Here is a 24,283-nt window from a genome sequence, read left to right as displayed (position 1 = left end):
AGCAAAGTGGTGACAAAATGGAATCTGATGAAATAAAAAAACTGGCCGAAGCGCTGTTCTCGGCATTAACTGACTCTCAGGACGCGCTTGACGTGCCTGAAACGGAAGTAAACCTGTTGCACGCGCTTGGGGATTATCTTAACAAGCCAGGCTATCGAGGTGCGGACGGATGCAGGCTGGTCGCCGTATGGGAATGATTACACCGGCAAAGGCCGCATACATTGGGCCGGACGAAGACGGTAACGGCGCAACATACTCAGCGTGGTGCGTCGATGCTGAACAAGTGTATGACCATAGCGCATACGTTATCGCCGAGGAAAACTACTCCTAAATCAATAATAGGATAGCGACAATGAACACAGCACAAAAAGCGATTAAAGCCTTCGAAGAAAGCGTGGACTTCGACAATGTTGCCGCCATATTCGAGGCCGAATCTTTCGGAACAAGGGGGCGATACAATTACGCCGTTTTCGCCGACGGATCAGCGATAAAAAGCTGTTCCGACTACGACATTGAAGAATGCGGCAACGACGAAGCCATTGACGCTATTGAACAACAATAGCAGGAGAATAGCCATGACAGCCAAAGTTGGCAATTTACAACAAGCGGTTTTAAACCAAAAACAAATCATTCAAACTCAAATAAACGAAGCCGCTGGCGACTATCACATAAAGGTTAAAGATCATGTTGGGGCTATCCAAATTCCAGAATAATCCCGCTTGCCGCCCAACCGGGCGGCATTTAAATCTCGAATTGATAGGAGATAGTCATGAAAAAAACCATAGGCCGCGCAGGCCACACCCAATTAGCACTTGAAAAGCCGTTGATTGACGGCGGCATCTGGCTTCCGGTAGCCGTTGAAAACGGCTATGTAGAAGAGGACGGTTTATCGTTTTCATTGCCCGTCGATGACGGCGCCTATTCATTTGTAACCTATGAGCGCGCGGTAGGCGTGCTTGCAGACGACACGTATTCGATGCTGTGCGATGCCGAGCGGCGGCCAAAAACGATTTCTCTATCAAATTACGTGTCATTCCGCACAATCGAAAACTGGAACGACGGTTTGCCGCCGCTGACCGAGGACGAGGTCGAAACCGGATTTTGGGGATGGCCGCAAGAATGGCGTGACCGCTATGAGCAAATACACGAAAGACATGGGGTCGAAGATCGTAACAAACCCATTTTTACGTTTAACGGTAGCGAACTGTATCGCGACGAAAGCGGTTTTTACGCCAGATTAATTGGCTGGCATTATGACCGGGTTGTGCCGGTCGATTTCGACGAAGGCATGGATTTTGAGATATTACAAGATATTTTTGAAACAAAACGTATTGAAATAGCGGCATATAACCAGCGTAGCCAACTGATTAAAGAAAATCTGAAGGTGTTGGCGGCGATATTCGGGTCTGCGTAAAAACGTGTAGAAACGCCGTTAGATAAAGATATTTATTCTTGGTGTTAAATCGTAAAATTGAGTTAATCCTACAAAAGGAAATGAACATGAATAACGACACTATCGATATAGTTGGGGCTATCTTCGCGCTAGGTATTGTGTTTTGGCTGGCAGGCGGTGCATCTTGGTTATCTGAGAAGACTAGGCAGATGAAGCTTGACAACGACCGTAAAGAAATCGAAAACAAATCTGTAAAGTGAGTGGGTTCCGCTGACAGCGTTCTTGGAAATGATTCGTTTCAACACGAGGCAAATAATTCGTAAAAATGTGTTTTCAATACGATTTTACGCAGACCCCGATATTCAATGGCGAGTAAATTACGCCCATCTGAACACCTAGCCGCAGCAATGCGGCTATACCCATCGACTGGAAAACTGGTAGACGAGTTTAGGCGCGACCGTGGCCGCGATCTGCCAAACTGGCCAGCCTGGTGTTTTATGCCGATGGCCGGTTGGTATGCGGTGGTCAGTCAGGACAATTTTAACCAATTGCTGCCTGGCCGGCGCTTGCCTTTGCACTTAGTCGGCGACGTGGGACGACTGGCAGCGATAGGCACTTGGCGCTATAGCCAGGGCGTTTACCAGTTCGACGCCGATTTCATGGGTGCGCTGGCCGATACACTGGTAGTCGGAGATATGCCGAGCGAGGTGTTGTATCGGCTGCCGGAATGGTGCATTTACATCGAAACACCGGGGCGACAATGGCTGGGCGGCGAATTGCACGGCTACTGGGTGCATTTGGAATACGATGTTAATACGCACCGTAGCGAGTTGCGGCTGCTGCTCGACACTGCCGACGCGTTGATCCCGGTGCCTATTCACCTGGGGCCGTGGACCGTGACCGAGGCCGTGGACCGTGCAACAGCTGAAGCGGCGCGGCAGGCCGGCGCGGCAGGCATCGCCTTTGCGCCAGGCATGGATCACGTGCAACAGCTCGCCGCGAATATCAATCCGCTAATCTCGTTGTTGCTGTACATTTGCAGCGATGCGCCGGAGATCGACGACGACCGCGCGCCGGGCACGTCGCCGAAGCGGCCGGCGCCGACTAAAACGAAGCGCGGCTGGCGGTTATTCCCGGCCGAAAAACCGCGCGTGTGGACAGTGGGCCGGCAGATCGGCGATCAGTTGCGGGCGGTTAATCATTCCGTCAACGACTGCGGCCGGTCTGTTAAAGCTCATTTACGCAAAGGCCACTGGCACGGGTTTTGGAGTGGGCCGCGCGATGGCGAGCGGCGGTTCAATTACAAATGGTTGACGCCGATGGTGGTTGGGGTAGTGATGCAGACGGAGTAAAGCGCGTTGTAAATAGACGCAGCGCGGATTAATATGCCTTATAGGCGTTATCAATGCCTGCCGCCGACAAGGCGAATCATCTTTGGGTGAATGATCTTCTTATCAATCTTGGTTTGCCTTTCAACTGCGGCTACCGGAAGTCGGCACCGATAACCCGCATGTTAAAGGAAACTGCAATGAAACATATCCATACGACTGCCACGGTTATTCGTAAGATTAAAACATTGGCAAAAAAAATCAAAGCTGAGAAAGATTCAGCTAGCCGCCGGACTTGATCTGGCAGCAAAAGAATCCGGATAAGAGGGTGATGGCAACGCGTACGGTGCCGATCGCGGCCGGCACCGTACGCGTTGAAATGGTCGACAAAACCCGGACATGTAGGTAAGTACTTATAAAGCTGCATACTGGAGCCGTGCGAAGTTTTAGGAAATCCCTCTACCCTTTTTTGCATCCGCGTGGAATATGCCAGGACGCGGTCGGCTTGTCGTGTTTGGCGTAGGCGGCGACCGGGAGGGTTTCACCTATGAGCTGTTCCAAATTGCCGACCGAGATCAAGTATTGATCCAAATTGCTCTTGGTAGCCGCTGGGCTATTCGGCACCACCCAAGCAACGACTCGTTGATCTTGATCGCTGCCACGGATAATCACTTTCCAAAAGGCGTCCGGCGTTTTGACGCCGTGTGATCTCAAAAAATAGTCGTCGGCGGGGTTATTCCCCCAAATCACGCCGCCAATGACGTGCAGGTCTTCGAGGTCGCGGTAACACTCGATGATTTCCTCGGTTCGCTCCCAGGCTCCCCGGTTCATCTGCGCCACTTGGGGCAAGATATTGGTCATGTAGTTCGATTGCCGGAGGGCCTCTTCGGAACCGTCAAGATGGTTGGCCGGCACTTGATGGCCCCGGTCGTAGCCGTGACCATAAGCGGCGGCGCTGAACTGCTGGCATTCTTTGGGGACAGCCGGATCGAGCGTAAAGTCTTTCGCGCGCGGTAGATCACCGCTGTCTTTGCTCGCGATGTACTCGAAGCGAACCGGGCCGCGCTGCTGGCAGTCGAGCCAGACCGTAAAACCCTGATAGTCAAGCTTCAACAGGTCGCGGGCGATCGTGGGCGCTTCGGTCGGACTGACGGCGCTGGATTCGGCAGGACTGGATGCCGATGGCGACAAGATCGGTTCGCTGACCGCCGGTGCCGGTGCGGTGGCGGGCTTGGCCCGCTCAGGATGGCAATGATATTCGCCGGTCTTGCGCTCGGTGTGGCAGCCTTCGGCGTTGACTTTGCCGGGGTGGGCCTTGCCGGACATAGGGAGCGCCGCGAGTATTGCCAGCAGAAGTAAAGCGTGAGCGGTAAGTCGGTCCGTCATGGCGGCAGCTCCTGGTCTAAGTTATCGGCAATGAACAATCGGCAGTTCCCGCCAAGACGTGGTGTATCGTGGCGACAAGCAGTGTGCTCTAGGTTTCCAGTTCTGGTCGATCCAGGCGGCGGCCACCGCAATGCCTTTAGGGTAGCGCCGATTGATGGCGTCGACGGTTTGCATCACGCGTCCATCGGCCTTGCCCGCGCCGGCCCGATCGTCAAACAGGTCCAATTGATTTGGCGCTAACGCGGGTGAAATGTCGCCGAGTTGCACGCCGCACTTGTAGTAGCCAAAACCTGAATGGTAGACGCTGGACAGCAAGCTTTCAACCGTAGCCAGTATCACCCGAGTGTCGCTAGCGGGAAAGACCAGGCAGCGGCTGGCCTGACGTTGATACTGCGGTTCGTGCAGGGCAAAGCCGTTGGTGCGGATAAACACCGACACTTGACCAGCAACCGATTGTTGTTGGCGCAGTTTCTCACAGGCTCGGCTAGTGAACTCGGCCATCGCAGCGTGCAACTCGGCATAAGAAGTCAACCGCCTGCCGAAGGTGCGTGAGCAAACAATTTGCTGCTTGGCGGGCGCCACAGTCTCCAGATCCAGACAACTGATACCATTCAATTCCATAATGGTTCTGGCCATGACGATGCTGAAACGTTGCTGCATTTTCTGCGGCGATTGCTTGGCCAAATCCCAAACCGTCCGAATGCCTAGACCATTGAGTTGCTGGGCGAGCTGGCGACCGATGCCCCACACCTCATCGACCGGCACGATCTTCATCAGCTTTTCGCGTCGGTCCGGATCGGACAGATTCACGACGCCACCGGTTTTCGGCCACTTCTTCGCGGCGAAATTGGCCAACTTGGCCAGGGTCTTGGTCGGCCCCAGTCCGACACAGACTGGAATGCCGACCTGACGCTGTACCGAGCGCTTGATCTGTTGGGCGTAAGCGAACGGGTCTTGACGGCCGGGATACAGGTCGGTGAAGTCCAGAAAGGCCTCGTCAATCGAATACAGTTCCTGCGTCGGCGAGTAGGTTTCCAACACGGACATCACTCTTGCCGACATATCGGCGTTTATGTGGAATTAAAAAGCAAGCTATTTTTGAAAACAAACAGTTATCATTTTGACGAACGGCAAAATTGGTTAAAATTTTAACAAAACCGACTTTTCAACAGAATCGGCCAAAACCCGCCGCTCGGAGTAGCTATCCCATTTTAATAATTAAGGCACCATGTAACCCAATCGGCTGTCCGGTATTCGGCTTCGTTTTGGGTCGTCGTTTGATGGCTCTAGGCTCAATACGTCCAGGTCGGTTGTCAACCAACTGTTCAGCCACTAAAAGGAGCAGGCAGACCCGAGAGGAATCTGGGTGACCGTTTGCTTTCGGGTTTACCTTTGCACCCATTACGATTCATATAGAGCCAATTTCACTTTGCCAGTGGGCTAACTTGAGTCGCTGACACAAAAAACTCGACAATATCCTGACTTCGCTCGGGCCAATGTGAATGGATTTGATCACCTTCACAGTACAACGTTTTTACGCCCCCGGCACACCCTGAATAAGAGGAGCAACCATTTGCGATTTTATCCGGAATAGGATCACATTTATTACAAGCTGCCCACCAACCCACCGCTTGCTGACCATAACCAGGAAACAGGCGATCCTTGCTGCTGTGCATGATCATAACCGGCAAGGGCTCGGGGCATTTGCGGTCGCGTAAATCATCATACGCAACCCCTGCTGCGCTCGGCGCAATTGCACGTGGGATGTGTCGTGTGCCAGTCATAAACGCTAATGCCATTGCCGAAGTCCCTCCATCGGAATGTCCCGTAACATAGACCTGTTTTTCATCAATACACCACTTTTTGGCCATTAAACTGGGAATGGTGCCTAATTCTACGGTAGTGCTGGGCGATAATTCCGGGTGATCCGCATAGGCCACGATGAAACCGGCTTGGGTAGCAGGAAAAGTGAACCCAGTTGTTTTTTCGGTTTTAGCCCGATTCGATCCGGCCGGAGAAAATACCAGTAATAGTGGGTGGGCAACGGATGCATCATAATTGGCTGGTGTGCGGACATTGTATTTGATGCCATTTTCGGTTTCTTCACCATAAGTCTCTCCAGCGTCTCCACTGAGTTGATCAGCTTTGCAAAGACGTTTCAGCATCTCAGGTCGATACACGGCCTGCCCCAATTCTACCGAGTCGCCGCTATGATCCATCAAAAGCATGACAACCATTACTAATATCGGTAACCCGAATAGCACTTTCTGCCAAGAATTGGTTCTTAAAAGATAAACCTTTAATTGAGTCATATTCATAGTCATATTCCCCCTAAGTACGTTTGACTCGCCTGTACCATTCGATCATGCCTCAGGTGAGTGATTGGGCGCTTCCTTATTCGCTAACTTCATTACAATATAAGCCAGCAACAACAAGCTTCCGATTATCACAATCTGCAGCATATAGCTTTTTCCCGGAACCGATTCCAGGCCAACAGAGAACGGAATATGAGTGTCAAGACGCTTATCCTTGTCGACAATAGCGATGTGAGCCAAATAATTACCAGCACCATATTGACTAAAATCGACCATACTATCGAAAGTGCCGTTTTTAACTTTTTTCGGCTGCTGATAAAAAACCCTTTGCCCTTCAGGTTCTTTGGTGATTTCGAATTCCACGCTGACATTGCGCAGACTTTTACCTTCGTAGTCGAACACCAAATTAGTTGGGCCGATTTCGGGAATGATGCTGCAATATTCCCGATCCCCTGACAGAGTCGGGGTATAGGCCGTGAAATGGACTCGTTCAAAACCAACTCTCGTAACGCAAGCATCGGCCTCGTCAGGCGCACCGCGATGCGCTTGGGCAATAGTTGGCATTAATCCAACCAAAAAGACAACAGGCAGCAGACCCAGCCACCTAATGCGCTTATAAGCCACCTTTTTTAGTTTGATAGAGTTAGACATTGATTTGCCTCCACTGTGATTATGTTAAATCCGATGGTCGGATTAGAAATCAAAGGTTTCCACCTCGGAGATCAGAAACAACGGATCACCACCGCTAGAAATCTCAACGGCATGCTGAGCTGTTTCTTGGCCGCCTGGTGAATTCAGACAAGCCTCTAATTCGGCGAGGGATGGAAAATAAACCTCGGCAATCCGATGAAACTGCGCTGCAGATTTGTCTGCATTGGAAAGAATCAATGAGGCGACAAATCGTGTTTTGCCGGCCAGCTTTTCGACCGCCATCGGCACATGCTCATCAGCATAACGACGTTCAAAAGTTTTTAAATCTGTTGGTGTAGGGTACATTACGATTAATTTTGCTGTTTTCATAGGAATATTGAATATTTAGGTGACTTGGTGTTTATATTAAATAATGAGTTATGTTAATTGTAAAATACCAATTTTCTATGAAATAATAGGTTTTTCCTATTCAAGAAAGGAGACAAGCTGTGGAAATGCAACAAATTCGCTATTTTCTGGCCGTCTGCGATAAAGGCTCATTCACTCGCGCTGCACAAGCAACCTATGTGGCCCAACCCTCCCTGACGCAAGCAATTAAGAAATTGGAAGATGAACTTGGCGGTGAGCTATTTAGCCGAGACCGCGGCGGATGTAGGTTGACGGCCTTAGGACGTTTGGTTGAACCTTCTATACGTGAAATAGTGCGCAAGACGCAAGCTGTCAAAGCTGAGGCTGTGCGTTTCAGCCGCTTAAATACTGTGCCACTTCGCATCGGCGTGATGACGACAATTGCCGCACACCATTTAAGTCCATTCTTCACTGACTTTCAGCAAGAACGACCCCATGTAGAACTGGAATTAGTCGTCGACAGTGAATGCAATCTATTGAATCAACTTGATGAAGATAGCCTGGATTTAGTTATCAGTGCACCAACATCCTTACCGGTAGGGCATTACCAGTCTTTAAAGCTTTACGAAGAACGCTATGTTGTTGTCTTCAACGACAAACACCGTTTCAATCAAATGCAACAAATTGATTTAGCGACCATACAAGCTGAACCTTACTTGGATCGCCTGAACTGTGAATTGCGTGAAACACTGAGGAATGTGTGCCAGGGGCGGCAGGTCAATCTTTATGCTGCCTATAGAAGTAATAGCGAAGAGTGGATACTGAGTATGGTACGCGCCGGAATCGGCGTTGCGCTAATGCCGGAATTCACCATCACCAAAAATGCAGATAAGATTCAAGTTCGTTATCTGTCAGATCCGGAAATTCGTCGCACCATCTGCGCTATATTCCCGCCCACATCGGCCGCAAAACCCGAAGTGGCAGAAGTATTGAAAAGTCTGCGGATAGGTTTTTAAAAAATCACAGGTTAGGCAAAACTAAATCAAAAGTCCGATTATGGCGTTTAAAGGGGTTAGGAAACCTCTGATTATTGCAGTTTTTCAAGAAAAATTGACGCGCAAGCCATTGCTTTAATTGGTGCTGAACCAATCTGCCAGAAAGCCGCCATACATGTTTCTCAATAGCTGACCTTCAAATAGGCTTGAGCAGACCTTCACCAACTCAGTTTATTGTTGAAGGTTACAATGAAAAGCCCAGTTTTATTTGGTCATTTGCTTGGCAAATCAAAAATCCTTTTAATATTCAGACATCACGTTCTCAATACGTCGATCTGGCACTAACCATAGCAATGCGACCAGCACATAAAGCCCTTGAGCTAACCATGGCGACCAAAACGTGCTTAGTGTCGCTATTAAGTAAATCAATGGTGAGGATTTACCCTTCCAGTCGCTACCGACAGATCTTTTTAATAGCGAATTTGTCCCTTGTGAAACGATGATGAGGTATTGTAATAATATATAAGCGATTGCTGCCATCAATAGAACCACTCCGTAAGCCATCGTTGGTATAGCCGCAAAGTGATTTTCCCCCATCCAGGCAGTTGTGAACGGAAATAACGATAACCAGAACAATAAATGCAGGTTTGCCCACAGTATCGAACCAGTGACTTTTTGGCATGTTTGCAGTAAATGGTGATGGTTATTCCAGTAAATGCCTACATAGACGAAGCTCAACACATAGCTTAAAAGCACAGGAATCAAAGGAATCAGCGCATTGATGTCCGCAGTATGGGGTACTTTCAATTCCAATACCATGATGGTGATAATGATGGCCAGTACCCCATCACTGAATGCCTCCAGCCGACCTTTACCCATGTCTTACCTCGTTAACGTACTGTAGTGATGGGTAGCTATTATTACAGCCTATGGTTACGCACAGTTTTTTAAAATACAAAATTCAATTGGGTTCTTACATAATCGCTATCATGTCCACCTTCAGTAATCACTTGTCCCGCAAAAAATGGCTGTAAGTAAAACCGAGTGAAAGGTGTTTATTGATTTCTCACTCTGTGTTTGCCGAAATGGCGAGGGCTCGATATTGGCAGGCACCCTCTATATGTGGATGTCGCAAAATTGGCCGTTGGATGCGGTCGCCAATGGCCGCTTTGTAGATCTCCAGTTCCCAGGCGCTGGATTTAGCTGACTGACTGGTTTGGAGAAGTGCGACCGTCAAGTTTGGGTCGTTGCTTGCCTTTCACTACCCATCCAGTAAGCACATCAGGTATCTTTTTGCCCACTCTGAGTAATGATTAGCTAGCTGCATTTTACAATCGCCAACTCATCCCACTGGGTTGTATAGCGTTTTGACATGCGTTCGGGCTGGAACTGCCAGCTTTTGTTTAATCCTGTGGCGGCTATAGATATGGACTTAGGAAACCGATGGTTGATTTTATCGAAGCAGGCCATTAACTCTCGCTCCTTTGAAGATTTTGGGTTGGCAAACAAATCCGTCTGACCAGGCATGGTATTGGGGTAAAGGCCACTTAATTGGATTCCGCATTTCTGGTAACGGTAACCCTCCTTGTAAATACCCTGCAACAACTGCTTGGCAACATTGATCAACCTGCGTGTATCTTGCGTGCCTATTGCCAATTTCAAAGTTGCTGAACGTTGATATTGAGGTTCTTGTGGATTAAACGGGTTAGTCCTGATAAACACGGTTAAACGATCTGCTGTCGAATCCTGTGCTCTGAGCTTTTCCGCTGCCCGGCTGCAGAACTCGGCTAAAGCTTCCGATAATTCCTTCAAATTTTCTAAAGGCCGCTTAAAACTTCGGGAACACATGATTTCTTGTTTGTCCTGCGCTATTTCTGCAAGCTCCAGGCAGGAAATGCCATTTAATTCCATGATCGTTCGAGCCAAAACAACACTAAACTGCGACTGCATTCGTTGAACGGGCTGCTGCGCCAAAGTCCAGACGGTGTGAATGCCGAGTTGCGAGAGCTGCTGGCTTAGGCTTGAACCGATACCCCAGACTTCATTGACCGGTAACAGGCGCATTAACCGCTCCCGCCGTTGAGGGCAGGACAAATCCACAACACCGTTGGTTTTAGGCCATTTTTTTGCGGCAAAATTTGCCAGTTTCGCCAACGTTTTAGTCGGCCCCATTCCGACGCAAACTGGGATGCCGGTATTTTTCTGGATCGATTGTTTAATAGTGAGACCATAACCGATAGGGTCTTGCTGACAAATCCCGGTCAAATCTAAGAATGCCTCGTCAATCGAATAAATTTCGGTGCTCGGTGAAAATGTCTCTAATAATGACATCACTCTGGATGACATGTCGCCATACTGCGTAATTGCATTTACTTGCACACCCAAGTGCAGAGCATCTGCACACCTAGGTGCATCACTTGCACACCCTTGGCCTGAAGGATGCGCAAGCAATGGGTTTAGGCCTCTAGGCTGTGTTTTTACCTTTCAACTTCCGCATTGATTCTCCTTTGAGTTCTATCGGATGCGCCCGATGGACGATCCGGTCCAAAATTGCGTCGGCGACCGTGGCGTCTTCGAACAATTCATACCATTTATTGGTTGGATATTGACTGGTGAGGATTAAGGAACCAACCATCGACTGCTGATCCAGGATTTCTAAAAGTATTGGCCCTAATTGAGCGGGTACGCCGCCAATACCAACATCGTCAATGATCAATAACGATGCACTAACCAGTTGACGACGTAGTTTCGGCAAGCTGCCGTCGGCCAGCCCCACGGTCAAGTTTTCAAACAAACGCGTTGCGGTCATATAAAGCGTACCTAACCCTCGTCGGCAAGCTTGTTGACCAAAGGCACAGGCGATCCAACTTTTGCCGGTGCCGGTCGTACCGGTCAGAATCAGGTTTTGCTTTTGCCGCATCCATTCACCCGTCGCCAATGTCTGGATTTGCAAGGGGTCCAGGCTACGTTGATTCCGGTAATCGATGTCTTCAAGTACCGCCTGCGGATAACGGAGTTTGGCGCTTTTTAGTAGTCGTTCGATCTTACGGGCATCTTTACTCAACAGCTCCCGCTCGATCAACAACCCCAGACGTTGCTCAAACGGCATGGCGATGTATTTCGGTTCGGACTGCTGTTGTTCCAAGGCCGCCGCCATGCCGTGCAGACCGAGTTGAGCGAGTTTATGGGGTATGGTTCCTGCGATGATCATTATGGTGCCTCCGGTGTGGTGGTGAAATAATCGGCACCACGTAAGTTCTCGTGTTCAATCACCTTTACGGTCGCCACTGTGGACAAGCGATTGTCGGCATGGGTGCGAATAATGCCTCTTAACCGATCAAAACCCACGCAGTTCAGCAATAGCGCATGCGTACATGCCGACTCAATGCGCCCCTGCCAGTTTTCTTTCTGGGCGTCTCGGCGTAGTAATTGGGCGGCTTTCAGACGGCTGGCAAAGTGGCGTTTGTCTTCAAGACTGCGTTGTAAAAACGTCACGGTGGACGGGCCGACCGATTGCGCCCAGGTCTGCAATCCTTCCAGCGTCCCTTCGCGAAACAATCGGTGGTTGGGCGGCATATGCTCATCCAAGGTGGTTCGACCGGGACCGAGTTTTCGTGTGTGCGATGCAATTAATCGGCGTTGGTAGTAGACATGGAGAAACTCGTCGTTGGCTCGAATATCAACCTGTTGGTGAGCATAGGTATACAACACCGAATAGTGGTGTTGCTCGTATTCAACGTGATAGCTTTCGTCCACTCTGACCTGATAGCGCCATTGACTGTAAGGATAAGGATCATGGCGTAGCCCTTGTAAGACCGGCGCATCCAAATCGAAAAAGCGCTGAAAACGGCTATTCGGATACGTCCGGGTGGTACGTTCGTTGAGCTTTTCCATCCAGTAACGAATCGTAGTATTCAAGTCGTCCAGACTGAAGAACACTTGATCGCGCAACCGGGCCAACACCCAACGCTGCACGATTTGCACGCCGATTTCGCCCAGTGATTTATCCTTAGGTTTGCGCGGTCTAGCCGGTCTTATGATGAAATCGTAATGTTCGGCAAATTCCTGGTACGCCGAATTCAGCAATAATCCCTGCTTATTGTTCTTCAGCACGGCAGATTTTAGATTGTCCGGTACGATGTAACGCGGAACACCGCCGATGTGTTCCAACATCAAGGCGTGAGCCTTAAGCCAGTCGGCGATTTTCTGAGACGCGATGGCTGTGGCGAACAAATATCCGGAAGCGCCCAGTGCCCCAACAAATACCTGGGCGAACCAAATGTCCCCGGTTGTGGCGTCACGAATCGGCATGGTACGTCCGCAAAAGTCGACGAAAATATATTCGCCTGGAAAATAGATTTGCCGCAGACTGATCTTGCAACTGCGTTTCCAGGTTCGGTAACGGCGGCAATATTGCTCATAAGACAATCCATCGGTATTGCGTTGACGATATTCCTCCCAAAGCAATTGCAAGGTCATATCCCGTTTGTATAATTCGGAATGTACCTGAATCCAGTCCGGTACAGGTTTTCGAGAATCGCCTGGCTTTTTATCGCCGAACAGCGTTTGGTAAAGTTTGCCATCATCCAGGGCCTGGAGATCCGCCCAACTCAATTGTTTGTTGACCAATTGGGCGTGAACCGCTTTAGCGGTATTGGGAGCAATGTGGCAGGTGCGCCCAATGGTTCGCAACGAGAGGTCTGGGTCCGCCAAGAGCCGAATCACTTGGCGTAAAGTGGTTATGGATATTTTCATTGTCTTTCCTAGCGACGGGGCGCACGAAATCCTTCGCCCGTCGCGATGTATTTAAAAAAAGGCATAGGAACAGACAGCCGACTTGACGCCGGCCTGGATTAGATCGACAATGAAATCGTCATGAGTGGTTGAATTTCTTGACGGTTTCTTGAAAAGCCCGAGGTTGCCGCCTTGGGCTTTTTTCGTTCTAAGTCTGCGAATTTAATGCGACTAGTCAGTTACGTCATTTGATGTCTCCAGGTCTTTATTTGTTTGCGGGATCGATAAGCGCTGCTCGGCCAGCCAACGGGCGACATCCTGCGTCAACGCAAAACGGCCGCGCCGGCCTTCAATTTCAAACTCCACCACCGGTATCCGCTGCCGTAACCTGGCTTGGCGGTATGCCGCCGGGTTGGTAAATCCCAACAGCTTCCACAGGTCTCGACTCGCCAACAGCGGGCCGTACAGACGAGTCAATGTGTCCTGCAATTCCTGTACTAAAGGCTCGATTGGCTCGGGTTGTGTCATGTCACGTTCGGTAGCAATTTTTGATGTGCCATAGGGTAACTGATGTACGCTATCCGCGAAACAGGAGAGATTGAGCAAACTTTTACCCTAAAATGGCAACAATAAGTCAATTAAAACAATCATGTATCAATTTTCGCCTCGACGACGCGAAAAAAGCGATACTTCAACCAATTGCCGATAATCCCTACAATCGTCGTTTGATCAACCGTCTGAGAACGCAGTATTGGTATATCGGTCTTCAGCAGAAAGCCCAATTAGCCACCGCCTACCAACTGGAAAAGCACTTCGAGCCCCAGGATAAGACCAAGGATGGCATACCGTTACCTGCAAAAAACAAGTGGAGTAAATACCAAGCCGGTAAACACAAGCCCGGCGCCGCGTTGATTGCCTTGGTGGATGCCAAGGCACCGGGCTCCGCCCGAGACATCAATCATCCGCTCTGGGAAGTGCTACGTCTGGGCAATCGGGTGCTACCGAAAATCGATCATTGGCTGGAAAAGTTGGAGCCGCAGGTGCAAGCGATTGTGTATCGATCCGCGAAAGACGGCGGTATTTGCGCCGCTAAGCGCCGCCAACCTTACTCGTCGTCAGTAAGTCGCCGGTTGCTCAAATTGGCGAGCCTCGATACGTTGTCGGCCTTAGTGCTGTATTGGCGTGAGTCCAAGCAACAGGACGATCATGTCCACAACCGCCAGCTAGCCCAAGACATTTACCGAATGTTACTGATGATGGGGAGGAGTTTCCTATCACGCCGGATTGGAGAAGAATTGTATGTGGTGTTTGTGGCGCAAATCTTTTGCCAAACCGATTGGGGAGATAGGCGGTTCTTGGTCAACTCCGTTCATTACCTTTGGGCTATCGAATTGCTGAATACCGCCCTCTATCAAGTGCCGGCATTAAAACCTTTCGCCTCGTGGGCCAATCGTCGCCGAGCTATGTACCTATTGTTGCAAGGCCAATACGGGTTTGACGTGCCGCTTGGCTTGGGTGTAGTACTCGCACCCAATTGGCAATACGGACCACCGACCGAACAACAATGGAAAACCTGGCAATCGGATTTCATGAAATGGCAATGGGGTTGGATACATCTGTGCCAAGAAACCAAAAGCTCCTATGGTGAGGATTGGCTTTGGAAGGCGTTGGAGAAGGAAATTCAGAGTGGGCGATGACCGACTAACGGTTGGACTGCGCCTGTGACGATATGACGTAGTTCAGATGTTAGGTCGTAAACTATACTCCGTCGCGGGCTAAGCTCGTTGCCCGCAAACTGAAGTACATTTTGGAGTTATTTTTTAGGAGTGTAATGGTATGCTTACAAAATCAATTGGCAGGAAAATTCTTCTCAGTTTAGGCTTAATGGCACTGATGCAGCCTGTAGTGGCTCAGACAGGGTCTGTGGCGGCCACCGTTCAGCTTATACCGGCATCAGAAATTATGTCAGCTCCAATGGGAGCACCATCTGACCCTGTTGAAAGTTTAGGTATTGTCCCACTTGCCACCGGTGGCGCTTGGGCAAATAGCGCCGGAGGTCCGACGCTATATAGCAAAGGGATCTATTACTATCTTCAACTGAATCCAGTTGGTAGTATTCCTGCTACAGCTACCATTACATCCGTGGTTTGGTCTTGGGGGCTATCCCGCTATCCGACCGGCTTGATAGTCTACCTGTGCCACGATACAACAAGTGCTTGTATAAATGTAACCAGTACTGGAAGTGGCTCTACTTCAAGCTTCAATGGACGTCTTGCGAACAAAAAAATGATTTATGCGTTCGGAGTCGCAGGTTCTGGCTCGGTATCTCCGCCTGCTTATGGTCAAGTCGATCAGGTCATTGTGAACTACGAATATTAAGTATGATATAGCCGCCTTTATATTTTTAAATATAAAGGCGGTTTTTAGAATCATCATGTAAATTTTAAATATTGGCTATATTTATCAAGGCCCGTTTTTAATTGGTAATCTTCCGGCAAATTTTTATTAAACTGCATAATCTTGTTAAATATATCCGCGTCACTAGCTCCACTGCCTTTCATTTCAGTATAAATCTGAATTCGCTGGCCCCTAATTTTATCTGCTTCATTTTCAAAGCTCTTGACGTGTTGAGCATATGCGGACATGGCCGATGTGTCACTTAGGCTAGGCAAATCATTTAAATCTACAAGCTCAAAATCTCTAGAGTATGTATATACGTTAGCCATCTCCTTTGCAAATTCTGGGTCACTATTTACTCGATCAAAGATGAGCTTAACGCCATCTGATGTTGTGGCATTTGAGTCGTTTAAAGCCTTATATGCGGAGCCACTTATTTGTACGCTATCACCGCTACTCGCAGTATTACCAGCGATGATATTGTTGGCTGAGTTAGATTGATAATTGCGGGCAACGGATGAGGTGCCGTAAGTCGGGTGCGTATTCGATGTCGTATTTACAAACATGCTCTATCTCCTTATTAAACGGTAATTCAAACATTCAAAATCAGTTTTTAAATTGTAAGCATAATTTGTGCCAGCGAATTTTGACAGTTTTATGGCGTTCTGATGGCCTTTTCGGTATCGGCTTGCCGCTACTCGAAGCTAGCACCAATAATAAGCGGCAATATTTTGCCGCCGTTACGTACAGCTTTAAGTGGCTGATTTCTCCAGATTCTTATGTGCAAGTTGGTTCAATTAGTGTGCAGCACGTAACACACAAGCCGCGCAACTCACATGACCTTGGGTGTGCAAGTGGAAGGTTTTTTCGCAGCCATACAACGCGAAATTTGATGAAAATAGATGGACATCATGTTTTTTAACCAAGTCGGCCACTTGATAAAGCGGCACCCCCATTTTGACACCGAGGGATTTTAAAGCCTTGTTCCTAGCGATAAAGCAACCATCGTTATTGCTGAGTACGCCTACCGGCTTATCCCATAAATCCGGACGGAATACGCACTCGCAACTGACATAAAATGAGTTGCAGTCCACTAAGGCAATCAGGGGTCGCGGCGGCAGTGCAGAAAGGGAATTGCGTAGGTCGGACATATGAATAAGCTTTTTAAGTGGCGCCAAAGTATACTTTTTGTTCTAATTTATTAGGGAACTTCATTCCCATGAATTTGCTGCGGCGTTCTGCCATCCAGGGTTGGAACATTTTTTAGCTTGTCCAGCATGGCTTCCAGCTTCTGAAGGTCACCCTTGACGATCTGTTGTTCCTCGGGCGTTAATGGCACCTCCTCAAGATAACGGTGCAAAAACGCTTTGGCCGCCAGTGCTTCACCCTTGACCGAATCCTTGGGTATATTGAAGTCGCAGCCAGCGCAGGCCATACGGTGTGGGCAGGTACTCCAGAAGGGGTTCGAGCAATAAGAGGAGCCTAAATCATAATATCGGTAAGGCTCACCCTTGGCTGCGGCTCCACTGACCACGGCTGTATGGTCGATAAGTACTTCGATTAGGTGTGACATCTGATCAGCTTTCGCAAAAGCGCCGGCTAACTGCGTAGGTTTCGTGCGAATATAGTACAAAGTAGATTTTGGACTGCGATGGCCTGACCATCGCATCAAATCAAATAGGGACATCCCTTGAGGTACGCTAGCTAAGGCAGTGACAGCCGAGGCGCGTCCCCTGTGGCTGCTGATTTTGCCTCTGCTGTCCTCTACAGGCAATCCGGCTTTGGCGCATAACATCGGGATGATCGTATCATTGATTGCCGAGTGTCCAATCGTCTTGCCACGGTACTGAAACAAAAACCGTACGCGTTCACCTGTCTTGGGATCGATTAAGAAACCTTGTTCAGGCCGAATTGCTTCCCATTCAGTGATAAACTGCCGGACGATTGCACTCACCGGTTTTGCGAAGGCGGTGAAGGTTTTGCCGGCCGGCACATCTAAATAGCATAATGTACCGGCGGCAATTGTTGTGCCGGTCGTTTCATCAATAATGGGATCATTTTGGGCTCGCGCACAGCCGACGCGAAGGCGGATGATTTCGTTCTGGCGCAGTCCGGCATGAGTCCATACGACGCTGATCGCCCGCAACATTTCTAAGGGATACCAAATCTCACTCAGTTTATCGTTCGCCTCAAGATTGAGGCTGGCCCATACCAATTTGAGCCAAAAATTGTCGTCTATGGCTCGCGGATTGGGGCCGCATAATCTCAAGATTGAATTCGGTGTGGCCAAATGATAATACGGATTAAACTTCAGCCGGACCCAGCCCCAATGTTGAATGTCACGGAAGAAACGCCGCATGGCATACAGTACCGAGCGTTTGGAATTAGCGCCAAGCGGCGTTCCTAGATTAACTCGCCCAGTATAGTCGAACGAATGAAGCTGCCATTCGCCAACCTTGAGCCGATTTAGGGCTGCGAGAAAATCAGCACAGGTTTCGACCGTCCAATCCGCCGGACTGGTGATTTCTGGATGAATTTGGGCTAGCCACAGGCCTGCACGCAGAATATAGCTGTAGTTAGACTCCCGTGTTTTAGGTTGCAAGGTCGATGTTTCCCGCCATCGCCGGCAATAATCGACCCATTGCGGCGCAATACCACCACCGCTTTTTTCCTTCCATGAGACATAATTGCGCATCCGGAGTGGCTCGGGCAGGATTCCCAGTGCGGCCAACCCGTGGGAGAGCTTGCCGATACCGTGAGCTTGGGCGCTGTACTTTTCACGGGTGCGTTCCAAGAGTTCGGTATCGAAACTTTCTAGGTAGGGGTTGCGGTTTTCCAGCATTACCGCTGCCAGGATGGATGGAAAATTCTGTTGCAGATTAACTTTGCCATACCCAATTTTCTGTAAAGCCTGATGTAAACGCCCACATTCGCGTTCGAAAAGTTCTTCTCCGAAAATCAATCGCCCAAGACCGGATAAATAAAATATAGGGCCAATGCAATGGACGAGGCGGAAATCGCAAAGAAGATAAGCATTCGCGGTGATGAAAAGTCGTGCGCTTGAGTGGATTAATGGGTGGCGGACTAAATCAATCCAGGCCTGCTGACTCCAAGCCCAGTAGGGCTGCTGAGTTCGCTGAATCTCTTGCAGGATGGCGGTCTGAGCTTTGGCGTGCCTTTCTAGCAGGCTTTGCTTCGAACTCAAAGCCGCCACATCCCGTAGCGGCAAATAAAGCCTTGGCACAGCAGCTCTAACCCTCATGGTATTACTCCAACTGACCAATGCACATTCTTCAGTTTCCGATAGATATGGACTTCGATCATACTGAGCCAAATCAAGAGGCCATTGCCAATTCTTCGCACTTACAGAATCTAATTGAGCCATAGGGCATTACTCCATCTTCGCAAATAAAGCCGCGTCGATTTTGGCATCGGCATAACGGATGGCCTCAGTCATCCGGTTTAGTAGGTCTGCGCCGGAAAGATGAAGGTACATCAATGTCGTTTGCGGGTTGCGGTGTCCTGCATAGGCACTCAGCTCATGCAGTTTCCAGCCAGCTTGTGCGAGGTGAGTCAAACGCAGATGGCGCAAGCTATGTGTACTAAAGCCCTCGACACCGGCCTGTTTTGCCAAGCCTTCGACAATCTTGCTCCAGGTCCATTTCGAAATTGGCTGACCAGCGTTGCGGCGTGATTCGGAGAAAAATACTAATCCGGCTTGCTGATTGATCCGATGACGATAAACCAAATATTCGCTCAATGCATTTCCAGCAGTAGCGGCATAACAGACTGTTCGAGGTGTACTGCTCTTTGTGGTTTCGGGTCGAATACGAATGAGGCGATGAGCAAAATCGAAGTCGGTGACACGCAAATTCACCAATTCCTCACGTCGCAAGGCGCCATAATAAGCCAGAGCGAACATCAATCTATTTCGAAGAGATTCCTGAGTAACCGCTTCGATGAGTTTTTTCCAATCCTCTTCCGAGGGAATGGCAGGTAGTAGTTTAAGTCGCCGAATCAAGCCGTGCGCAAATCCAGGATGGTAGTCGCTATTTCGATTCAGATAAGTGCCACGAGGGACTGGATTAAAGTCCCGAATATCTTGGTAAACCAAATGGTCATACCACAGGCGAACTGCCGTAAGGTACTGCTGCATCGTAGCATTCGAGTGGCGGTATGACGTTTTTCCATCCTGAGCATCGCCACCCAGATACCGAACATAAAGGGAAACGTGCTCCAGCGTGGCTTTTTCGGCTTCCACTCCCAAGCCTTGGCAAAAACGAAAGTAATTGCTGAGTGCGCGGGCATAAGCGTCGAGCGTTGCGTCGGCACGTCCCAAGTTTCCCAGCAGAACCAGCCATGATCTACCGTTCGGGTTTTCAGAAAGAAAGGGGTAACGTTCCCAAACGAGATTAGCCATGAACGTGTAACTCCACTCGGAACTAAATCTGTTCACCAGATTATGGCACCAATAATTTTGATTCCAAATAACTTACTACAGGCTGTAATTGGAAGAACACAGTTGAATCCGATGCCGGTCAATGAGGTCGCGCACTTGAAACACCGGCACGCCCATTTTAATGCCCAGGGCTTTGACTTCGTTACTGCGGGCGACAATGCAGCCGTCGTTATTGCTGAGTACCGCCACCGGCCGTCCGATCAAGTCGGGCCGAAATACCCGCTCACAGGAGACATAGAAATTATTGCAATCGACCAGGGCGATCAGTTTGGAGTGGTTCGCCGCCGTCATCTCAAACCGGATGAATGACGCTGGTGACTACTCCCCAAATCACCAGCTCCAGTTCGTCCGACAGGATCAAATCGGGGTAATCCGGATTCTCGGCGCGCAATCGCCAGTGTTCCTGCTCAAAAACCAGACGTTTAACCGTCAGCTCGCCGTTCAACGCGCAGATCACAATCTTGCCCGACACCGCCTCCACGGAGCGGTCCACCACCAGAATGTCATTGGGATGAATGCCGGCACCGAGCATCGAGTCGCCTTGAGCCCGCACAAAGAAGGTCGCCGCTGGCTTTTGGATCAACAGTTCATTCAGATCGAGGGTTTTATCGACGTAATCGGCCGCCGGCGACGGGAAGCCCGCCGATACCTTGCCGGCGAACAGCGGCAAGCGTAGCGCCGACAACCATCTATTGGGTCGAAAGAATCCCACCGGGGCCGCCGAGATTGGATCAGCGGCGATAGCGGGCTTGAATGGAACTGACGGATGGGACATCATGGCAAGTTGACGGAGACAAGGGGCGGATAGTCTACCGTCGAAACCGGAATTGTTCTATATTTGTTCTAATCATGTTGCGGAGCCTATACCCATGTGTGGCCGTTACAGCTTGACCGCAACCAGCGAAGCACTGGCCGAGCATTTCCAGGTGCTGAAGTCGATTCGCATGCAACCCCGTTACAACATTCCGCCCGGCCAGAAAATTCTGAATATCGTCGAGCGCGCCGACGGGACGCGCAAAGCCGTGAATTTGTGGTGGGGCTTGGTACCGCCTTGGGCCAAGGATCGCAAGATCGGCTGGAAATTGAGCAACGCCCGCCGGGAGACCCTTACCGAAAAGCCGGCCTTTCGGGAAGCCGTAAAACACCAACGGTGTTTGATTCCCGCCGACGGCTATTTCGAATGGCAACAACGCCCGGACGGCAAGCAGGCTTTTCACATACATCGCGCCGATCGCGGCTTGTTCGCCTTTGCCGGACTATGGGAGCAGTGGCAATCAGGTCCGGAGGCTTTGTATTCCTGCACCATCATTACCACCGCCGCCAACGTCCAGATGCAAGCCATTCACGAACGCATGCCGGTGATTATTCCGCCCGATCAATATCATGCTTGGTTGGACAAAGCCGCCGGAGCCGACACGGTATTGTCGTTACTCGAAAACGATGCTTATGCCGACATCACCCTGACAGCGGTCAGCGATTGGGTCAATAAACCCCAGCATGATGATGCAAAATGTATTGAACCTTCTGCCGAACAAAATGCGCACCATTAGCCTGGAAGTAATCACTGAATTTTCTGACTACAATAATCTCGCGCAATCTCAATCAGGCTAGCAAATTCGTCACTCAACTGCCTTCATCGTCAGGAGCAAACCGATATGAATAAATCTGAACTCATTGATGCCATCGCCAGCCACGCCAAACTGACCAAAGCAGACGCAGGCCGCGCTTTGGATGGGCTTATCCAATCCATTCAATCCGCGCTGAAAGCCGGTGACTCCGTCTCACTTATGGGCTTCGGTTCCTTTGAGGCGAAAGACCGCGCCGAACGTAGCGGCCGTAATCCACAAACCGGCGAAGTAATCACCATCGCAGCCGCTAAATTGCCCTCGTTCAAAGCCGGCAAAGGTCTAAAAAACCTTCTTTGAAATTAGCAGTCAGTCGACGAGCAGGATCGACTGACAGTAGGTGGCCGGTATAGTGAGCTAGCGGCTCCTGTTGCTAACGTTTAAACTTCTTGAAACCAAGGTACAGACCGAAGTAAAAGAACCGCCCATTTTTTCCACTCGTGTTTCTCCAAAGCGGCCAGTAAGCCAAATCGAGGTGTCTAACCGGAAGTCACATAGCCGCCGTTGGTGATCTCACCCAATCGGCCATTACCGGCCGGTGATGATTGCGGCGAAATTTTTGATCCCTATCGGCAACGAATGGCGGCTTTTTGGCAAGCAACCTTAGGCCGTGTTCGGCTCGACCCGGCCAAATAGCTGTCTCTAGGTATTGTCCTACTAATAGCACGTAAGAGCCCAAAAGCAGCCGCTTAACGTGAAAGTGAAAGGCGAGCGCGGCTTTTCACGCAGGTCCGCTCGACTGTCGGGTTGGGCAACTCTATATCCAGAGCAAACGGCAGACCCATTCAGAGACCTTCTTAGGAAAATTGCCTGTTTGAAGGAGACCTCTTTCTCTTCGTATATGTTAAGGTAGGCAGACAATCAAATTTCTAATTCTTCAGCGCTGCCAGCCACGAATACCCCCTTTGAAGGTCGCTTATTCGCACGAGTAGGACGCCGGGGTCCAAGGAGCACCGTTCCACGACGTTTCGACACCTTTCGGCAGCAGAGCGAGGATGTCGTCCGACACATTGCCGCCACCATCCTTGCAGCGCTGAAACAGTTCCTGGGTCCCATGCACGAACAACGATGCAGCCTCCCCGCAGACTGCCGGTTTGCCGCTGCCGTCCGGGCCCAATTCGGCGGAAAAGGCCATGACGCGCATGGGGGCGTAAAGATACTGTTCCAATTCCATGAACGGATACTTGCCAGCAGGTATATCCGGCCGCACTCGCCAGCCAAACGTGGTCTCGAAGGAGATAATGTCGGCGCCCAATCTTTGGGCAACTTGCATGGTGCGTGCATCGGCATTGCGTTGTACAAATACCTTGTTAGCCCGTCGAAGATGGCGCATTCCACAGACATCCGCTCGCACTTCCTCCGGCGATGGCGGGCGGGCACAGAACAGCTCCCCACTCTGTTGAAGCGAGATCAACCTAGAAATTAGGCCGCTCTCCTCTGCCCTTGCCTTGTCCGCAAGGGGACATTTCTCTCCGGATGCATGGGTAATTTCGTGGCCAACCAACGCGGCGAGTGCGAAGTCTACAGTCGCCGTAAACATCAGCTCGGTCCTGGTGACTGAAGAGGCGGCATGGGAAGAGTCTGTAGTCTGGTAACGCCGGTAAGCCTCCCTCATGCTTCCTAGAGCCATGTCGATGTTGGCCTCTGGCGCGACCCCGTCTGCGTACTTGAACGCACTGACATTCCAGCGTGGCACATTCGTTCGGAAGGCATCGTAGGAAGTTGCACCGCTTTCCTGATACTTCAGGGCTCCCCAGGCGGCAGCACGCAGGATGCGCTCGACCGCCGAGATGCGGCACATGAGGAATTTGTCCCCCGCATAGCACGTAGAGTCGGGAATATTCCCTTCGCAGGGGCCGATTCGAAGTGCAACCGTCTTGCCGTTGGCGGCGGGGGTAATTGCTCGGATGACGGCCGAGCGCACGGTCTCATCAAGGTTCACCGGAGTCCGGGAGTCGCTGCACAGGCCAATTCCCAGATCGGGGCCTTGCGGGTTCGTCTGTACGGGGGCCTCAGCCAGGGCTTGGGCGAGACCCAGGCTGGACAGCACGGCAACGAAGAAGATAGACCTGACCATCATAACCCCCTTGATCCCAAAACCTTCACCAGAACCTCGTCGCAATCCGCCTCATGCCTCCGGATGGCTTCCGCGAGCGAGGTAACGGTCTGGTCATTCGCCATGGCCAGCAGAGGCAGGCGTTTCAAACTGTGCCGGCACGTCTCTACAGCATCTGCAGTCGGGCCCGCACTGGCGATTGACTTACCCGAGTCGGACTTGCCCATGTACGCGACGGCAACACTGACTGCCGCGGCCAACAGGGCAGAGGCAATGCTCCATTGCCAGGTCCGTCGGCGGTTCGCCTCTTCGAGTGCCAGCTTTTCTCGTTCCAAATCCAACTTGGCGTGCTCCAAGGCCGAGGGGAGCATGAGATCGCTGGGAACTTCTACAGTAGCCATGACCGGGCTCGGGCTATCTGACGCGATGGCCAGTAAATCACCCTCCAACATTGCGTCTGTCCGCGCCCTACCACCGGCATCGTATACCGCAGTCAGTTTGGTTCCTGGCAATCGAAAGGCGGGGGACGTCCAACGTCCGGGGGTATTGCTGTCTTCCGCCACCTGCACCGTGAATCGCAAGTCATTCTGTGCCAT

28 protein-coding genes and 2 pseudogenes are annotated in these 24,283 nt (G+C 50.4%); 12 read left to right on the top strand and 18 right to left on the bottom strand.

Annotation, left to right across the window (positions count from 1 at the left end; all coding sequences use genetic code 11):
- Window positions 1-17: 17 nt before the first annotated feature.
- From ACQE3E_RS23220 to ACQE3E_RS23190, 7 genes are all read left to right on the top strand, one after another.
- Window positions 18-197, top strand: a complete 180-nt coding sequence (locus ACQE3E_RS23220; RefSeq protein ID WP_427501755.1) for a hypothetical protein — start codon at window positions 18-20, stop codon at window positions 195-197.
- Between the two features lie 155 nt (window positions 198-352).
- Window positions 353-562: a hypothetical protein gene (locus tag ACQE3E_RS23215; RefSeq protein ID WP_427501754.1), complete on the top strand. Its 210-nt coding sequence runs from the start codon at window positions 353-355 to the stop codon at window positions 560-562.
- Window positions 563-575: 13 nt separating this feature from the next.
- On the top strand, window positions 576-713 hold the full coding sequence (locus tag ACQE3E_RS23210; RefSeq protein WP_427501753.1) for a hypothetical protein: 138 nt from the start codon (window positions 576-578) through the stop codon (window positions 711-713).
- A gap of 56 nt (window positions 714-769) precedes the next feature.
- Entirely contained in the window at window positions 770-1,414 is a 645-nt protein-coding gene (locus tag ACQE3E_RS23205) for a hypothetical protein (RefSeq protein WP_427501752.1), read from the top strand.
- An 86-nt stretch (window positions 1,415-1,500) separates the two neighbouring features.
- Window positions 1,501-1,653, top strand: a complete 153-nt coding sequence (locus tag ACQE3E_RS23200; protein ID WP_427501751.1) for a hypothetical protein — start codon at window positions 1,501-1,503, stop codon at window positions 1,651-1,653.
- 243 nt (window positions 1,654-1,896) lie between these two features.
- A complete protein-coding gene (locus ACQE3E_RS23195; protein WP_427501750.1) occupies window positions 1,897-2,745 on the top strand; it encodes an AcrVA2 family anti-CRISPR protein in 849 nt (282 codons plus the stop codon).
- 53 nt (window positions 2,746-2,798) lie between these two features.
- Window positions 2,799-3,020, top strand: a complete 222-nt coding sequence (locus ACQE3E_RS23190) for a hypothetical protein (RefSeq protein WP_427501749.1) — start codon at window positions 2,799-2,801, stop codon at window positions 3,018-3,020.
- A 160-nt stretch (window positions 3,021-3,180) separates the two neighbouring features.
- On the opposite strand, the gene ACQE3E_RS23185 is transcribed toward ACQE3E_RS23190, so the two are convergent.
- From ACQE3E_RS23185 to ACQE3E_RS23165, 5 genes are all read right to left on the bottom strand, one after another.
- Complete coding sequence (locus ACQE3E_RS23185) at window positions 3,181-4,107, bottom strand: DNA/RNA non-specific endonuclease (protein ID WP_427501748.1); 927 nt, start codon at window positions 4,105-4,107, stop codon at window positions 3,181-3,183.
- A 21-nt stretch (window positions 4,108-4,128) separates the two neighbouring features.
- Window positions 4,129-5,169: a Y-family DNA polymerase gene (locus tag ACQE3E_RS23180; protein WP_427501747.1), complete on the bottom strand. Its 1,041-nt coding sequence runs from the start codon at window positions 5,167-5,169 to the stop codon at window positions 4,129-4,131.
- Window positions 5,170-5,531: 362 nt separating this feature from the next.
- The gene (locus ACQE3E_RS23175; protein WP_256612427.1) at window positions 5,532-6,425 is read right to left on the bottom strand and encodes an alpha/beta hydrolase family esterase; all 894 of its coding nucleotides are present in this window, start codon (window positions 6,423-6,425) and stop codon (window positions 5,532-5,534) included.
- A 45-nt stretch (window positions 6,426-6,470) separates the two neighbouring features.
- On the bottom strand, window positions 6,471-7,073 hold the full coding sequence (locus ACQE3E_RS23170; protein ID WP_427501746.1) for a hypothetical protein: 603 nt from the start codon (window positions 7,071-7,073) through the stop codon (window positions 6,471-6,473).
- A gap of 42 nt (window positions 7,074-7,115) precedes the next feature.
- Complete coding sequence (locus ACQE3E_RS23165; protein WP_096876911.1) at window positions 7,116-7,442, bottom strand: EthD family reductase; 327 nt, start codon at window positions 7,440-7,442, stop codon at window positions 7,116-7,118.
- Between the two features lie 119 nt (window positions 7,443-7,561).
- On the opposite strand from ACQE3E_RS23165, the gene ACQE3E_RS23160 reads away from it, so the two are divergent.
- Window positions 7,562-8,437 (top strand): LysR family transcriptional regulator, encoded by an 876-nt coding sequence (locus ACQE3E_RS23160; RefSeq protein WP_427501745.1) that lies wholly within the window; start codon window positions 7,562-7,564, stop codon window positions 8,435-8,437.
- A 279-nt stretch (window positions 8,438-8,716) separates the two neighbouring features.
- Here ACQE3E_RS23160 and ACQE3E_RS23155 read toward each other — a convergent pair whose 3' ends face one another.
- From ACQE3E_RS23155 to ACQE3E_RS23135, 5 genes are all read right to left on the bottom strand, one after another.
- Window positions 8,717-9,295 carry a TMEM175 family protein gene (locus ACQE3E_RS23155; protein ID WP_256612423.1) on the bottom strand — a complete coding sequence of 193 codons (579 nt, stop codon included), beginning with the start codon at window positions 9,293-9,295 and terminating at the stop codon, window positions 8,717-8,719.
- 438 nt (window positions 9,296-9,733) lie between these two features.
- Window positions 9,734-10,795, bottom strand: a complete 1,062-nt coding sequence (locus ACQE3E_RS23150) for a Y-family DNA polymerase (protein ID WP_427501744.1) — start codon at window positions 10,793-10,795, stop codon at window positions 9,734-9,736.
- A gap of 85 nt (window positions 10,796-10,880) precedes the next feature.
- Window positions 10,881-11,627: an IS21-like element helper ATPase IstB gene (istB, locus tag ACQE3E_RS23145; protein ID WP_427501743.1), complete on the bottom strand. Its 747-nt coding sequence runs from the start codon at window positions 11,625-11,627 to the stop codon at window positions 10,881-10,883.
- Window positions 11,627-13,171 carry an IS21 family transposase gene (gene istA, locus ACQE3E_RS23140; protein ID WP_427501742.1) on the bottom strand — a complete coding sequence of 515 codons (1,545 nt, stop codon included), beginning with the start codon at window positions 13,169-13,171 and terminating at the stop codon, window positions 11,627-11,629. Before istA ends, istB begins: the two co-directional genes overlap by 1 nt.
- A 210-nt stretch (window positions 13,172-13,381) precedes the next feature.
- Complete coding sequence (locus ACQE3E_RS23135) at window positions 13,382-13,678, bottom strand: hypothetical protein (RefSeq protein ID WP_064029161.1); 297 nt, start codon at window positions 13,676-13,678, stop codon at window positions 13,382-13,384.
- A gap of 197 nt (window positions 13,679-13,875) precedes the next feature.
- Here ACQE3E_RS23135 and ACQE3E_RS23130 point away from each other — a divergent pair, with 197 nt between their 5' ends.
- Both ACQE3E_RS23130 and ACQE3E_RS23125 read left to right on the top strand, forming a co-directional pair.
- On the top strand, window positions 13,876-14,847 hold the full coding sequence (locus ACQE3E_RS23130; protein ID WP_427501741.1) for a hypothetical protein: 972 nt from the start codon (window positions 13,876-13,878) through the stop codon (window positions 14,845-14,847).
- Between the two features lie 139 nt (window positions 14,848-14,986).
- Complete coding sequence (locus ACQE3E_RS23125) at window positions 14,987-15,529, top strand: flagellar protein FlhE (protein ID WP_427501740.1); 543 nt, start codon at window positions 14,987-14,989, stop codon at window positions 15,527-15,529.
- Between the two features lie 53 nt (window positions 15,530-15,582).
- Here ACQE3E_RS23125 and ACQE3E_RS23120 read toward each other — a convergent pair whose 3' ends face one another.
- From ACQE3E_RS23120 to ACQE3E_RS23095, 6 genes and pseudogenes are all read right to left on the bottom strand, one after another.
- Window positions 15,583-16,113 carry a hypothetical protein gene (locus ACQE3E_RS23120; protein ID WP_427501739.1) on the bottom strand — a complete coding sequence of 177 codons (531 nt, stop codon included), beginning with the start codon at window positions 16,111-16,113 and terminating at the stop codon, window positions 15,583-15,585.
- A 309-nt stretch (window positions 16,114-16,422) separates the two neighbouring features.
- A pseudogene (locus ACQE3E_RS23115) lies at window positions 16,423-16,698 on the bottom strand (DNA polymerase V subunit UmuC); the annotation flags it as partial.
- Between the two features lie 50 nt (window positions 16,699-16,748).
- Window positions 16,749-18,932, bottom strand: coding sequence for a tyrosine-type recombinase/integrase (locus ACQE3E_RS23110; protein WP_064029222.1), 2,184 nt, complete (start codon window positions 18,930-18,932; stop codon window positions 16,749-16,751).
- A gap of 6 nt (window positions 18,933-18,938) precedes the next feature.
- Entirely contained in the window at window positions 18,939-19,967 is a 1,029-nt protein-coding gene (locus ACQE3E_RS23105) for a tyrosine-type recombinase/integrase (protein WP_427501738.1), read from the bottom strand.
- A gap of 78 nt (window positions 19,968-20,045) precedes the next feature.
- A pseudogene (locus ACQE3E_RS23100) lies at window positions 20,046-20,297 on the bottom strand (DNA polymerase V subunit UmuC); the annotation flags it as partial.
- A gap of 1 nt (window position 20,298) precedes the next feature.
- Entirely contained in the window at window positions 20,299-20,718 is a 420-nt protein-coding gene (locus tag ACQE3E_RS23095) for a LexA family protein (protein WP_427501737.1), read from the bottom strand.
- Window positions 20,719-20,875: 157 nt separating this feature from the next.
- Between ACQE3E_RS23095 and ACQE3E_RS23090 the strand changes: the two genes are divergently transcribed.
- A complete protein-coding gene (locus tag ACQE3E_RS23090; RefSeq protein ID WP_427501736.1) occupies window positions 20,876-21,556 on the top strand; it encodes an SOS response-associated peptidase in 681 nt (226 codons plus the stop codon).
- A 51-nt stretch (window positions 21,557-21,607) separates the two neighbouring features.
- The gene (locus ACQE3E_RS23085; protein WP_427501822.1) at window positions 21,608-21,931 is read left to right on the top strand and encodes an HU family DNA-binding protein; all 324 of its coding nucleotides are present in this window, start codon (window positions 21,608-21,610) and stop codon (window positions 21,929-21,931) included.
- Window positions 21,932-22,547: 616 nt separating this feature from the next.
- Here the strand turns inward: ACQE3E_RS23085 and ACQE3E_RS23080 are convergent.
- Window positions 22,548-23,711 carry a hypothetical protein gene (locus ACQE3E_RS23080; RefSeq protein WP_427501735.1) on the bottom strand — a complete coding sequence of 388 codons (1,164 nt, stop codon included), beginning with the start codon at window positions 23,709-23,711 and terminating at the stop codon, window positions 22,548-22,550.
- On the bottom strand, window positions 23,708-24,283 hold the full coding sequence (locus ACQE3E_RS23075) for a hypothetical protein (RefSeq protein WP_427501734.1): 576 nt from the start codon (window positions 24,281-24,283) through the stop codon (window positions 23,708-23,710). Before ACQE3E_RS23075 ends, ACQE3E_RS23080 begins: the two co-directional genes overlap by 4 nt.

This window comes from Methylomonas sp. MED-D (assembly GCF_050276835.1).
GTDB lineage: Bacteria > Pseudomonadota > Gammaproteobacteria > Methylococcales > Methylomonadaceae > Methylomonas > Methylomonas koyamae_A.
Note: the sequence above shows the minus strand (reverse complement) of the source record. Positions and strands in the feature narration are given on the sequence as shown.

Bases quoted from the DNA above. Each gene is read 5' to 3' on its own strand.
- ACQE3E_RS23155 (WP_256612423.1), bottom strand. From the start codon at position 9,295: ATGGGTAAAGGTCGGCTGGAGGCATTCAGTGATGGGGTACTGGCCATC.
- ACQE3E_RS23220 (WP_427501755.1), top strand. From the start codon at position 18: ATGGAATCTGATGAAATAAAAAAACTGGCCGAAGCGCTGTTCTCGGCA.
- ACQE3E_RS23180 (WP_427501747.1), bottom strand. From the start codon at position 5,169: ATGTCGGCAAGAGTGATGTCCGTGTTGGAAACCTACTCGCCGACGCAG.
- ACQE3E_RS23185 (WP_427501748.1), bottom strand. From the start codon at position 4,107: ATGACGGACCGACTTACCGCTCACGCTTTACTTCTGCTGGCAATACTC.
- ACQE3E_RS23105 (WP_427501738.1), bottom strand. From the start codon at position 19,967: ATGGCTAATCTCGTTTGGGAACGTTACCCCTTTCTTTCTGAAAACCCG.
- ACQE3E_RS23175 (WP_256612427.1), bottom strand. From the start codon at position 6,425: ATGAATATGACTCAATTAAAGGTTTATCTTTTAAGAACCAATTCTTGG.
- ACQE3E_RS23165 (WP_096876911.1), bottom strand. From the start codon at position 7,442: ATGAAAACAGCAAAATTAATCGTAATGTACCCTACACCAACAGATTTA.
- ACQE3E_RS23210 (WP_427501753.1), top strand. From the start codon at position 576: ATGACAGCCAAAGTTGGCAATTTACAACAAGCGGTTTTAAACCAAAAA.
- ACQE3E_RS23200 (WP_427501751.1), top strand. From the start codon at position 1,501: ATGAATAACGACACTATCGATATAGTTGGGGCTATCTTCGCGCTAGGT.
- ACQE3E_RS23125 (WP_427501740.1), top strand. From the start codon at position 14,987: ATGCTTACAAAATCAATTGGCAGGAAAATTCTTCTCAGTTTAGGCTTA.
- ACQE3E_RS23110 (WP_064029222.1), bottom strand. From the start codon at position 18,932: ATGGCTCAATTAGATTCTGTAAGTGCGAAGAATTGGCAATGGCCTCTT.
- ACQE3E_RS23170 (WP_427501746.1), bottom strand. From the start codon at position 7,073: ATGTCTAACTCTATCAAACTAAAAAAGGTGGCTTATAAGCGCATTAGG.
- ACQE3E_RS23120 (WP_427501739.1), bottom strand. From the start codon at position 16,113: ATGTTTGTAAATACGACATCGAATACGCACCCGACTTACGGCACCTCA.
- ACQE3E_RS23080 (WP_427501735.1), bottom strand. From the start codon at position 23,711: ATGATGGTCAGGTCTATCTTCTTCGTTGCCGTGCTGTCCAGCCTGGGT.
- ACQE3E_RS23135 (WP_064029161.1), bottom strand. From the start codon at position 13,678: ATGACACAACCCGAGCCAATCGAGCCTTTAGTACAGGAATTGCAGGAC.
- ACQE3E_RS23090 (WP_427501736.1), top strand. From the start codon at position 20,876: ATGTGTGGCCGTTACAGCTTGACCGCAACCAGCGAAGCACTGGCCGAG.
- ACQE3E_RS23195 (WP_427501750.1), top strand. From the start codon at position 1,897: ATGGCCGGTTGGTATGCGGTGGTCAGTCAGGACAATTTTAACCAATTG.
- ACQE3E_RS23215 (WP_427501754.1), top strand. From the start codon at position 353: ATGAACACAGCACAAAAAGCGATTAAAGCCTTCGAAGAAAGCGTGGAC.
- ACQE3E_RS23205 (WP_427501752.1), top strand. From the start codon at position 770: ATGAAAAAAACCATAGGCCGCGCAGGCCACACCCAATTAGCACTTGAA.
- ACQE3E_RS23190 (WP_427501749.1), top strand. From the start codon at position 2,799: ATGCCTGCCGCCGACAAGGCGAATCATCTTTGGGTGAATGATCTTCTT.
- ACQE3E_RS23075 (WP_427501734.1), bottom strand. From the start codon at position 24,283: ATGGCACAGAATGACTTGCGATTCACGGTGCAGGTGGCGGAAGACAGC.
- istA (WP_427501742.1), bottom strand. From the start codon at position 13,171: ATGAAAATATCCATAACCACTTTACGCCAAGTGATTCGGCTCTTGGCG.
- istB (WP_427501743.1), bottom strand. From the start codon at position 11,627: ATGATCATCGCAGGAACCATACCCCATAAACTCGCTCAACTCGGTCTG.